A 12,736-nucleotide genomic window follows, 5' to 3' on the forward strand; every position below is an offset into this window, starting at 1 on the left:
TTGTTTCACTATTCAGATGCTTTTTCGTTTCAAAATGACGTTGAAAATGAAGTCTCATCGGTTCTGCGAAAGGGGGAGATCCCTGGATTGTCATTAGTGACCATTAATCAGGACAAAGTTTTAATTAAGAATTATGGATATTACGATGATGAAAAGAAAACCCCGGTCACTCAGAACACACTATTTGAAATAGGTTCGTGCAGTAAGGCTTTTGTTGCGTTGGCTATCCTCAAACTGGCGGATGAGGGGCTTATCAATCTGGATGAAAAAGTATCGGCCTATATTCCCTGGTTCAATGTTTATTATAAAAAAGATAAAGCAGACATCTATATCAGGCAGCTGCTGAATCAAACCAGTGGCATTCCCTGGAATACTATCGCTAAAATTCCTGCCACAAATGACCCGAACGCCCTTGAAAAAACTGTTAAAACGATGGTCGGAATTGAATTGCATCGCTTACCCGGAGAGCAATTTGAATATGCCACGATAAATTATGATGTTCTTGCTTTGGTGGTGGAAAAAGTGACCAGGCAGTCATTCGAGAGCTACTTACAGCGGCAAATTCTCACACCTCTCCAACTCAACTATACCTCTCTGGGGACGCCCATTGACAAGCGCCTGATGTCAGAAGGGTATAAAATAGGGTTCTTTAAGCCAAGAAGATATGACGCACCCATATATCGGGGCGACAACCCGGCTGATTATTTAATAACAAATGCCATGGATATGGCTAAGTGGCTCAGGTATCAGATGAATCAAACGCATAAACGGGATGAGGCGGTTGCTCCGGTAAACAATGTATCCTATGCTTCCGGCTGGTATACCTCATTAAATGGAGATAATTTGATATTCCACGATGGCCGAAATCCCAATTTTAGTGCTTTTATTGGATTTAATCCAGTTAAAAAACTGGGTGTTGCGGTTCTGGCAAACTCCAATAGTGCTTATACAACCATTATAGGGCGGAATATTTTGAACCTGTTATCAGGGAAAAAAGTGGATAAGGAGCGGATCTGGAATGACAACAATGACCGGATATATTCAACTGCTTGCTTGATCCTTGGGACTTATATTCTGATCGTTTTTTCTTTTATTGTTTATATCGTTTCGGAAGTAATCAGGGGGAAAAGACCAGGTGAGAGAATTAGTTCGTCAAATGCAAGAGAAGCGATACTAATGGTAGGGATGCTTATCCCTTTTTTCTACGGACTTTATCAACTCCCGAATGCCATAGCTGGATTTAGCTGGCGTGCTGCCCGGGTCTGGATGCCGCAGAGTTTTTATGTAATGATCCTGTTGATATGCACCGCTATTATAGTTAGTTATATTTCCTATTTTCTGACCTTGTATTTCCCTGATACAAATAAATATAAAGGGGCTTTTCCCAAGCTGGTTTTGATAAGCGCGATCTCCGGGGTGGCAAATATGATTCTCCTATTGCTAATAACTACTGCCCTAAAAACAGATATGGAGGTTAAATTTATTCTTTTTTATTTTGGGTTTACCCTTTTTATTTATCTCACCGGCCGAAGATTCGTTCAGGTAAAACTCGTCAAAATCACGCGAGATCTGATCTTCGATCTGAGGCTCCAGCTTATGGAGAGAATTTTTAAGACATCTTATCAGCGATTTGAAAAAATGGACAGTGGGCGGATCTATACTGCTTTTAACGACGATGTAGGAACGATCGGCGAATCGACAAATATGTTTATCATGTTGGTCACCAATGTATTCACTGCGATAGCTGCCGTACTTTATTTGACCACCATTGCTTTTTGGGCCACACTGCTTATCCTGCTTTTGGTGAGTGTATTGACATCTGTTTATTATTTTGTAAGCCGAAGCACCCGTCGATATTTTGAAGATGCCAGGAACAGCCGAACGGTATTTGTCCGTTTGGTCAACGGCCTGATAGATGGCTATAAGGAAATAAGCTTGCATATAAAGAAAAAGTACCTGTATAAGGAAGATGTAGCAGCAAGCGCGAATGAATATCGGATGAAGATGTCTACTGCATCGATCCTATACATTAATGCTTCACTGGTGGGGGAGATTGTTTTGATTGCTATACTTGCCACGGTTGCGTTTGCCTTCCCCGTCTTATTTCCAGATATTCCTCTCTATGCCATCTCTTTATTTATCGTTATATTATTGTACCTGATAGGACCCGTTAATGCCATTCTAGGATCAATACCTACGGCTATGCGCCTTAGAATTGCCTGGAACCGGGTTCGGCAATTCCTAAAGGAAATTCCCGCAAATGATGACACGGATACTGACAGGATCCCTTTAAAGCCTCAAAAAGTTCACAGCCTCCGAACGGAAAACCTCCGGTTTCGATATGAGGGTGAGCATCCTTTTGAGATCGGACCGATCGACCTTGAAGTCAGCAGCGGAGAGGTTCTGTTTATCATTGGCGGGAACGGCAGCGGTAAAACAACCCTGGCTAAATTATTGACCGGCCTTTACGAACCTGCAGAAGGGAAAATATATATTGATGCTGTGGAAGAACATTCTTCCCGGCTTGGGGAATATTTTTCGGCAGCATTTAACCCGGTCTATCTGTTTGAAAAGCTCTACAATATCGATACCCGGGGAAAAACAGCTGAGATCTCAAGGTATCTGGACTTATTAGATATAAAGGAGAAAGTTCAGGTGCTGAATAACGGAACATTCAGTACCATTCAGTTGTCGGGCGGACAACGAAAAAGATTGGCTTTGCTTTTGTGTTACCTGGAAGATTCCCCGATCTATTTATTTGACGAATGGGCGGCGGATCAGGATCCAGAGTATCGTAAGTTCTTCTACAGGACGCTGCTTCCTGAAATGAAAAGCAGTGGTAAGATCATAATTGCCATCACCCACGATGATCATTATTTTGATGTAGCAGACAGAGTGGTGAAAATGAATCAAGGGAAATTGGAAGAATACTGTATTCATGCCACATAATCCAATTCTGCGGGCTTCTATTGCAATTGGAGTTGTTACCATTGGCGCAAAGTTGCTTGGATATGGCGAAAAACTCGTCCTGGCCTATTTTTTTGGGACAGATTACCGAATAGACGTTTATAATGTTGTGATCACCGTGATAACCGGGGTCTTTATTTTTTCCCGGGAGATTATAGAACCTGCATTTCTGAACGTATTCATAAATGCGATAGGGGAGAAAGACGAACGGAGCGCCTGGGGCCTTTTCAACAGGTACAGCAGGGGGATAATACTCATTACGATGTTGCTTTCTCTTCTTGTTTACTTTTATCCCGGGGCTGTGATCAGCCTGGTTGCACCTGGATTTGCGAACGGTAAACGGCAACTGGCCGTCAGGCTAATTCAAATCGCCTTTCCTGCATGTATCTTTCTTTCCCTATCCGCGCTCACCAATATCACGCTGAATGGTATGAAGAAATTTGTGCTGCCGGCATCAGCCGATCTGGCTTTTAAGGGATTGACCTTGCTCTGCCTGGTCTTTTTATACAAATATCTGGGGATTTATGCAGCAGTTGTTGGTGTCATCATTGGGGCGGTGAGTAAGCTATCGATACAATTTTCACTTCTTCACCGAAAATTGTCATTTAGAGCGGGCTTTGTGGACCCAGTCTATAGCAAGAATATCTGGCGACTTTCATGGCCGCTACTTTTGGGGGTTTCTTTTTCCCAGATCAATACCCTTGCAGAGAATGTATTCGCATCGTATATGCAGGAAGGCGCCATTTCCGCATTGAGTTATTCCAAAAAAGTGATTGACCTGCCTATTCTCATCATATCATATACTTTAAGTGTGGTAGTATTCCCGTATTTCGTGGAATTGTCAGTTGCTAAGGAAAAAGAAAAGTTGACTCGCTTATTAGCCCGGGCCCTTGGCTATATTACATTGATCTATCTTCCCCTGTCGCTTCTTTCTTTTCTTTTTAGCCGGGAGATCGTGGAACTGATCTTTAAGAGGGGGGCATTCGATAATGCCGCTGTAAAGCTCACTGCTACTCCCCTGGCGTACTATTCGATCGGTATGGTATTTTTTTCCCTGGAAACTATTCTGGTCATTTTCTATTTCGCCAACTCCAATACCCGTACACCCATATTTTGGGGAGTGGTAACGGTGATCGAAAATATTCTTCTTTGCTATATTTTCACCAGTACTATCGGCTATGCCGGTATAGCGCTTGCACTGACGTTATCAAAAGGTACTAAGGTCATCGCCCTTTTGTCGCAATTAAAAAGATATATTAATGTTAGTTGCCTATATCCTGGACGAATTCCCCTCCGCATCTGAATATTTTATTTTGAACGAGATCGTCGAGCTGGTCAAGAGAGGCTTTACTATACAGGTATTGGCGATGCGGAAAAACAACAAGATCACCGGGCATGAGATTGCGGGCGTCTTATATGAACAAGGTTGTTTTTCCGTAGGCACGTTTATGGCACACCTCTATCTTATGCGTACAGTGAGGAAAAGGTATGTCGGCATGATTAAAAAAATCACTAAACTGAGGCAGTTAAGGGTCTTTTTAACAGGAGGCTATTTTCTATTTCTCCTCAGAAAAATGCCGGTTGAACATATTCATGCACATTTCTGTTCAATTCCCGCCGACATAGCGATGATCATGTCCGAACTTTCGGGGATTGGATTTAGCTGCAGTGCACATTCCCGTGATATCTTCACCGGGAATAAAGAAGGCCTTAGGGTGAAGATTAACAAAGCTCGCTTTTTTATTACCTGTACGAGTTATAACAGACTTTATTTACAACAGATTGCTCAGGGGGATGGCCTTGGTAAGATATTTCATCTCTATCATGGTATTGATCTGGCCAAATGGCCAGAGAAAAAGCAAGGTTCCGGGCCTTCCCGTCACGATAAAGTGAGGATATTAACGGTATGCCGCCTGGTGGGAAAAAAAGGCATTTTCTTTCTGTTGGAAGCCATAAAGATGTTGCGAGACACGGGGCTAACCATAGAGTGTTCGATTGTCGGGGAGGGGCCCTTGCGCAGAGAGATCGAAAAATACATAGATATGAACGGCCTTCGCTGCAATATCCATTTACAAGGGATGTTACTGCAATCTGCTGTCAAACCATTTTATTTGTCTGCAGACATATTTGTTCTTCCTGCTATCGTAGCGGATGATGGAGACAGGGATGGACTTCCCAATGTGTTGGTGGAAGCAATGGCCGTTGGGGTCCCCGTGATCACTACCGCTGTTTCTGCCATCCCTGAATTAGTGGTGCATGAATTTACCGGTCTGCTGGTACCGGAAAAATCTCCTGAAGCCATCCGAGATGCCATTGTAAGACTTATATCGGAGGAAGAATTGTGCCATAAAATCGCCAGGAATGGCAGGAGGAAGGTGAAAGCAGAGTTCAGTATACATACCACTACAGATCGCATGGTGGAGATCTTTACTTCAAATAGACAGGGTGCGTAAGAAAATTCATATTTTATATGGGCTGGAGGCCGCAGATTCCGGTGCATTAAAGCATTTGACTTATCTCGCTACCAACCTCGACCAGACGATCTTCGAGATCACGGTTATTCTTTCGACGCGGCGTTCTACCGAATATGCTTACCGGCATATCATGCAAATGAGAAGATCGAAGATCCGCGTTATCGTCATTCCAATGGAAAGAAACATTCATTTCGGGAAAGACATTGTTTCTTTTTGGGCAATATTCAGCCACCTGGTACAGAATCAGTATGACATCGTTCACGCTCATAGTTCGAAGGCCGGCGTGTTATTTAGAGTGGCAGCCTGGATGGCGAGGGTGCCGGCCATATTCTATACGCCCCATTGCTTTTATTTTCAGGGCAAATCGGGGATTAAAAGAGCGGTTTATTCCGCTATCGAAAGGTGGATGGGAGCTATCACCGATCATATTGTCGTTTCGAACAATGAAAGGGACGCAGCGATGAACTATAATATAGCGGGTTCGGAGAAATTGTTAAACATTAATAATGCCATCGACTTCGAAGAGTATAAAAGCTGCCGGCGAAAAGAGATCTTGAAAAGAGCAATGGGTTTACAAGAAAACGCTCTGGTGGTTGGCGCCGTCGGCAGGCTGGTGGAACAAAAGGACTGGTTAACGTATATATATGCTGCAAAAGACACGATTGCACGTTTCCCGGAGGCGGTCTTTTTAATAGTTGGCGAGGGGGAATTACGCGAATACCTCCAGGATACCATCGACTTCCTGGGTATGACGGACAAAATTATTATCACCGGATATTATGCGGAGATCGCTGAAATTTATTCCGTCATTGACATTTATGTGAGTACTTCCTTGTGGGAAGGGCTTCCATATGTACTGCTGGAAGCCATGTGGTTTAGGAAACCGGTTGTTGCAACGGATCTTGGTTATTCCGATCTTATACAGGAAAGAGAGAATGGATTCCTGGTCACCAGGAAAGACTATTCGTTAATCGCCAAAAGGATAGGACAATTGATCCAGGATCAGGCCTTAAGACAGCGGATGGGGGAGAAAGGACATCAGCGGGTTAGTAGGCTTTTCACATTTCAAAAATTTGTAAGGTCACACGAAAAGGCCTATTTGCAACTCTTCTCTAATGGAGCGTATGAAACTCTTTTGCCTACCGTTTGCGGGCGGGAGTAAATATTCTTATCGTGAATATGAGATCAAGGCCCCGCGGAACCTGCAGATGATCTGTTTGGAATATCCAGGCAGGGGGGGTAGGTCGAGTGAGCCGCTTGTTGCCGATGTAAATCAACTGGTGAAGGATCTTTTTATGCAATTGAGCGGCAAGCTGAGCGGGGAGCCATATGCCCTTTATGGTCACAGTATGGGGGGGCTCATAGCCTGCCTGCTTGCAAGAAAGATAGTCATTGAAAACGAAAGGCCACCGGTGCATATTTTCGTTACGGGCACCGAGGGTCCATCGGCGCCATCGAGGATAGAAGATAAAAGGCATTTACTTAATAAAGAGGATTTTTTGAAAGAGATAAAAGATCTGGATGGCTGTCCGGACGAGCTCCTCAATGATGTTGAATTACTCGCGCATTTTGAACCCATTCTCCGATCTGATTTCAAAGCCAGCGAAACTTATCTCTACGAAGAGGGCGAGCCATTGGATATACCCTTTACTGTTCTTACGGGAACCGAAGAAAATATGGAATTGGCCGATATAGAATTATGGCAAAAAGAGACCAGGCTCAGCGTTGATTTCAGGCGGCTGCCGGGGAGACACTTCTTTATTTTCGATCATGCAGAGACAATTCTAAAAATAATTGTGGAGAAGCTATCCAATAACCAAAAATTCATAAGACATGAATCAGTCAGAAAAATATCTTAAACCGAATGTCGTAGTAGAGCCGCTATTCGACAGGTGGTATGCATGGAGTCATCTGATCTCCCCGGCTACGGCTGCTATGAACCTGGTGGACAGACATATTAATATTATGGAGTCCTATCTTTCCGCTCCGGATATTCATGCGCAAGCCGTTCTTAATCCGAAAATGCGGGGTGGTCCTTTTATGGATTTCGGCGGGGGCAGGACCGACGAAGTGAAGGCTTTGCTGGAAAGGACCAGGAGTCGGAATGCCAAATTGATTCAATTTGCGAAGGCGATCAAAGATCTGGATAAGCTTCTTCAAACCGAAGCCAAAGGTTTCGGGCTGGAGCCGCTTTATGAAAAGGTGCCCGAGCTGCTAAAGGGTTATGTGGAGCTGTATTACGATCGAAACAACCACGCCGATCTCCGATTTTTTGAACCGCTGCTATATAAAAGCGAATACTATAATAAAGATGCGCAAAGCATTGCCTTGTGGTTGACGAATAATGATCATCGGCCATTTTGTCTGAGCACTCCCCGGTTGGAGGAGAAGGATGTCCTTCAGCTGGACTTTGCATTCGATCATCCGGGTATAGATGAGCTGGCTAAGATGAAAAGGGCGCCGCAGCCGTTGTCCTATATAAAAACGCTGCTGGGCATCTCGACGAAGCAGGAACCGCTTTTTGATACTTTTTTTACAGACGAACCGCCCGCTCCGTACGAGAAATATTCCGGCGACAAGATCCGGATGCGGTATTTCGGGCATGCGTGTATCCTGGTTGAAACGAAAGACATAAGCATCCTGGTGGATCCGTTGATAAGCTACTATGGGTATCATTCGGATGTCGAGCATTTTTCGGATGCCGATCTGCCCGATGTCATCGACTACGTGTTGATCACCCATAACCATCAGGATCACATTCTTTTCGAAACCTTGCTGCCGCTGCGGCATAAGGTAAGGAACTTTATTGTACCCAGGACTTGCAGCGGAAAGTTGCAGGATCCCGATCTGAAAATGATGTTCAATAGTATAGGGTTCAATAATGTGATCTCCATAGATGAAATGGAAACTATAAAGTTTTCGGACGCCGTTATTACCGGGCTTCCTTTCACGGGCGAGCACAGCGATCTGAACATACTAACCAAGTCCTGTTATCTTGTTCAGATCGGGAAATTCCAATTGCTGTTTTTGGCCGATTCGAGGATCCTGGAGCCCCAGCTATATCGGCTTATTCAACGGGAGATCGGCAATATTGACGTGCTGTTCCTGGGAATGGAATGTGACGGCGCTCCCTTGTCCTGGTTGTACGGTCCGTTGATGCCTAAGAAATTGCCCAGGGATCAGGATGGCAGCAGACGTTTGGCCGGTTCGGATTGCGTCAAGGGTATGTCCCTGGTGGATGCCTTTTCGCCAAAAGAAGTATATGTCTATGCCATGGGGCAGGAGCCCTGGGTAGAGTTCATCAGCAGCATCAAATATACCGATGAGTCCAACCCGATAGTCCAATCGAACAAGCTGGTGAAAATTTGCCGCGAAAGGGGACTGATCGCCGAGCGTTTATACGGAGAAAAAGAATTGTTGTATGAAAAGATGGAGGATGTTTTATGATAAAGAAACCTTATCCTTTGCATCCGGCACAAAAAGATGTTTATTTAGATCAGCTCATCGACCCCGGAAGCCCTTATTATAATGTGGGTGGTTACATTAGACTGGTTGGGAAATTGGATATAGACTGGCTTAAGGAGGTAGTGAGATCGGTCCCGGAGGTGTTCGATGTTTTTAATCTTCAATTTGAATTTGGCGATACTGAGCCCGTTTGCTATCTCAATGAACAGGGGGTACCCTACGAGGTGAGGGAATTGGACTTCAGCGGGGAAGCCGATGCGGCTGGTGTCGCCGCAAGATGGATGCAAGCCCGGTTCAATGTGGCCTTTGAAGTAGATCGTGAGCGTGTCCTTTTCGAGCTTTATTTGATAAAGATCTCGGACACGGAATATTATTTTTTCAACAGATATCACCATTTGCTTACGGATGGGTATGGGTTTACCGTTTGGGCGCATTATATAGCGAAGAAATATTGTGAATTGACGGTTGAGTTTCATTATCCCAGTTATTTGGAGGAGGCAGCCAGGAGTGCCGAGTATCAGTCTTCGGATGATTATCGCGTTGAAGGGTTGTATTGGCAAAATAAATTAAAGGAAAGGCCGGACAAAGTCATTCATAGGAAGTACCAGGTTGCCCGAACGGCTGTTTTTAAGGATGGCAGATATAGCTTACACCTGGAGAAGGAGTGCAAGAAAAGGCTCAATGCGCTGCAAAAAGCGGCCAATTGCAGTTTGTTGCAATTGTCGATAGCTGCATTGATCATCTATTTCGGGAAAACGACGGACCAGACCGAATTTGTTTTTGGGACTCCTATTCATAAAAGAAGGTCGAAGCGTTTGCGGAACATTGTGGGGATGTTCTCCGGATTCCTTCCTTTTTATGGAGTCTATATGCCGGAATCGAGCGTGATCGATCTTGTAAAATGGATCGCGGCCTCGCAACGGGAGGATTACCGGCATCAAAATTATCTTTTAGGGGATATAAAGCGGCATCTCAACTATAACCGGCAAGATGAGCTGCTGGAGGTTATTGTAAATTATGAGCTGTTGGACTTTAACCTGGATTTTGGGGAAGGCCTGCAAGCCGAGACGCATGAGATTACCAGTGAGTATTCGAAATACCCATTACAATTGTGTTGGCGGGATTATGGAGAGCAACAGCCACTGGAATTGTGTATCGATTTCCAGGTTGAATGTTTTTCGCAGGAAGAGATCGAATTATTAGTCGAGCGTATCCTATTCATTTTTGAGCAGTTTTCCGCTAATCTTTCTCAGCGGGTAGGGAATATTGCCTTGTTATTGGATAAGGAGCTTGCCCTATTAGCCGAATTTGAACGCGGGCCTACGACTGATCCGATGGACAGGACGGTGGTGGACCTCATCGAGGAGCAGGCGGCTCGCAGTCCGGAGGCGATCGCGGTGGTGTATGGGGATGAGCGGGTGACCTATCGGAAACTGGAGCAGCGAAGCAACCAGCTGGCGCATTACCTGCGGAAGCTGGGAGTACGGGAGGAGGTGCTGGTGCCGGTGTGCCTGGAGCGGTCGGTGGAGATGATCATAGCGATACTGGGGATTTTAAAGGCCGGAGGGGCATATGTGCCACTGGATCCGGAGTATCCGGCTGAGCGGTTGGCGTATATGCTGGAAGAGACGGCGGCGAAGGTGGTGGTGAGCTGCCACGAACTGGTGACTTCGCTGCCGGTGGACGGAGCTGTGCGGGTGGTGCTGCTGGATGAGGAGGCAGCGTATATTGGTGAGCGTCCGATGCGGCGGGTGGAGCGGTCGCTTCGGCCGGAGCATCTGGCGTATGTGATCTATACGTCGGGCTCGACGGGCCGTCCCAAGGGGGTGATGATCGAGCACCGGGGATTACTCAACCGGCTCTTGTGGGCACAGAATTATTTTAATCTCGGGCCGCAGGATGCGGTCTTGCAGAAGACGACGTATTGTTTTGATGTATCGGTGTGGGAGCTGCTGTGGCCCTTGCTGTCGGGTGCGCGGCTGGTGTTTGCCGAGCCACAAGGGCATAAGGACCCGGGTTATCTGAAGGCGGTGATCGAGGAACAGGGGATCACCACCATCCATTTTGTGCCGGGGATGCTGGAGGTGTTTTTACGAGAGGTGGAGGCGGGAGAGTGTTTGGGGTTGCGTCGGGTGCTTTGCAGCGGAGAGGCATTGAAGAGCGGTCAGGTGCGGTTATGCCGGGAGCGGCTGCCGCAGGCGGAGGTGCATAACCTGTATGGACCGACGGAGGCTTCGATAGAGGTCAGCTGCTGGAGCTGTCCTGCGGAGGTGCCGGAGGTGATCCCGATCGGGCGGCCAGTGGCTAATACGCAACTCTACATTGTAGGGCGTCAGCAGGAGCTGATTCCGATCGGGGGGATAGGGGAGATCTGTATCGGCGGGGTGCAGCTGAGCCGGGGATACCTGGCGCATCCGGAATGGACGGAAGAGCAGTTTGTCCCGGATGTGTTCAGTAGGCGAGCCGGGGAGCGGCTGTACCGGACGGGGGACATGGGGCGGTGGCTGCCGGATGGGAACATCGAATACCTGGGCAGGCGGGATGAGCAGGTGAAGATCCGGGGCTACCGCATCGAGCTGGGGGAGATCGAAAGTGTACTGTTAGAGAGCGGCGGGGTGAAGCAGGTGGTGGTTGTGGCGCGGGAGGATCAGGAAGGCAACAAGCGGCTGGTGGGGTATGTAGTGGCAGGCGATGGATGGGACAAGGAGGAGATACTGGCGGAGCTGCGGGAGCGGCTGCCGGAGTATATGGTGCCGCAGGTGTGGGTGGAGATGAAGGCATTGCCGTTGACCAGTAGTGGAAAGGTGGACCGCAAGGGGTTGCCGGAGCCAGATCAAGCAAGGGGGAGTTATGAGGCGCCACGGGATGAGGTGGAACGGGTGCTGGTGGCAATCTGGAAGGAGCTGTTGGGAGTAGAGCAGGTAGGCATCCACGATAATTTTTTTGAGCTGGGCGGACATTCGCTGCTGGCGATGCGGGTTGTGTCTGCGATCCGCCGGCGGCTGGGGTTGGAGGTGTCGATCCAGGAGCTGTTCGAGTACCCGGAGAACGGGGCTTTAGCGCGTCAATTGCAGAGCAAAAGCCGGGGTGAAGGGCTGCCACCGCTTGAAAGGCAGGTGCGTCCGGAACGGATACCCCTGTCGTTCAGCCAGGAGCGGTTGTGGTTCATCGACCGGCTGGAGGGAAGCGTGCAGTATCACATGCCGGTGGTGCTGCGTATCCGAGGGAGGCTGGACCGGGCAGCGCTGGACCGGACGCTGCGGAGGCTCGTGGATCGGCATGAGGTGCTGCGGACGATGATCGACGAGCAGGAGGGAAAGGCTTATCAGCGGATCGTATCGGCGGAAGGGTGGACATTGGAGACTATAGAGTGGCCGTCATCGGAGGCGGACCTTTCGGCCTATATCGGGCAGGCAGTGTACAGGCCATTCGATCTGTCGGCGGACTATAAGTTACGGGCGGAGCTGATCGTGCTGGGCGAGGGGGAGCAGGTATTGGTGGTGACACTGCATCACATAGCCTCCGACGGGTGGTCTGGAGCGGTCCTGGTGCGGGAGTTCCGGGAACTGTATAGCGCGTATGTGGAAGGGCGTGAGCCGGTGCTCGCGGAGCTGCCGGTACAGTATGCGGATTATGCATTGTGGCAGCGGCGCTACCTGGAGGGAGAGGTGCTGAACAGGCATCTGGCCTATTGGCAGCAGCAGCTAACAGGATGGCAGGTGCTGGAGCTGCCGACGGACCATGTGCGACCGGCGGTGCAGAGTGTGCGTGGAAGTGTGGTGCCGCTGCGGGTGGAGAAAGGGTTAAGCGAAGCATTGCAGGAGCTGAGC

General features: G+C 47.8%; 7 protein-coding genes (1 of these 7 only partly in view). All 7 read left to right on the plus strand.

Annotated elements, in window-relative coordinates; genetic code table 11:
• Positions 1-2,949: a cyclic peptide export ABC transporter gene (locus IEY39_RS27975; protein WP_188937874.1), complete on the plus strand. Its 2,949-nt coding sequence runs from the start codon at positions 1-3 to the stop codon at positions 2,947-2,949.
• Positions 2,939-4,270 carry a murein biosynthesis integral membrane protein MurJ gene (gene murJ / locus IEY39_RS27980; protein WP_188937876.1) on the plus strand — a complete coding sequence of 444 codons (1,332 nt, stop codon included), beginning with the start codon at positions 2,939-2,941 and terminating at the stop codon, positions 4,268-4,270. Before IEY39_RS27975 ends, murJ begins: the two co-directional genes overlap by 11 nt.
• Positions 4,227-5,420, plus strand: a complete 1,194-nt coding sequence (locus tag IEY39_RS27985; protein ID WP_188937877.1) for a glycosyltransferase — start codon at positions 4,227-4,229, stop codon at positions 5,418-5,420. The genes murJ and IEY39_RS27985 overlap by 44 nt, the downstream gene beginning before the upstream one ends.
• Positions 5,413-6,603 (plus strand): glycosyltransferase family 4 protein, encoded by a 1,191-nt coding sequence (locus IEY39_RS27990; RefSeq protein WP_188937879.1) that lies wholly within the window; start codon positions 5,413-5,415, stop codon positions 6,601-6,603. The genes IEY39_RS27985 and IEY39_RS27990 overlap by 8 nt, the downstream gene beginning before the upstream one ends.
• The gene (locus IEY39_RS27995) at positions 6,566-7,300 is read left to right on the plus strand and encodes a thioesterase II family protein (RefSeq protein WP_188937881.1); all 735 of its coding nucleotides are present in this window, start codon (positions 6,566-6,568) and stop codon (positions 7,298-7,300) included. The genes IEY39_RS27990 and IEY39_RS27995 overlap by 38 nt, the downstream gene beginning before the upstream one ends.
• Positions 7,275-8,888, plus strand: a complete 1,614-nt coding sequence (locus IEY39_RS28000) for an MBL fold metallo-hydrolase (RefSeq protein ID WP_188937883.1) — start codon at positions 7,275-7,277, stop codon at positions 8,886-8,888. The genes IEY39_RS27995 and IEY39_RS28000 overlap by 26 nt, the downstream gene beginning before the upstream one ends.
• On the plus strand, positions 8,885-12,736 hold part of the coding region annotated (locus tag IEY39_RS28005; protein WP_188937888.1) for a non-ribosomal peptide synthetase (this coding region is incomplete at its 3' end). Its footprint extends 25,723 nt past the window's final position; 3,852 of 29,575 annotated nt are visible. The genes IEY39_RS28000 and IEY39_RS28005, both read left to right, overlap by 4 nt.

This window comes from Puia dinghuensis (genome assembly GCF_014642875.1).
GTDB lineage: Bacteria > Bacteroidota > Bacteroidia > Chitinophagales > Chitinophagaceae > Puia > Puia dinghuensis.

Excerpts from the sequence above, each read along its gene's own strand:
- IEY39_RS27995 (WP_188937881.1), top strand. The coding sequence starts at position 6,566 with ATGAAACTCTTTTGCCTACCGTTTGCGGGCGGGAGTAAATATTCTTAT.
- IEY39_RS27985 (WP_188937877.1), top strand. The coding sequence starts at position 4,227 with ATGTTAGTTGCCTATATCCTGGACGAATTCCCCTCCGCATCTGAATAT.
- murJ (WP_188937876.1), top strand. The coding sequence starts at position 2,939 with ATGCCACATAATCCAATTCTGCGGGCTTCTATTGCAATTGGAGTTGTT.
- IEY39_RS28000 (WP_188937883.1), top strand. The coding sequence starts at position 7,275 with ATGAATCAGTCAGAAAAATATCTTAAACCGAATGTCGTAGTAGAGCCG.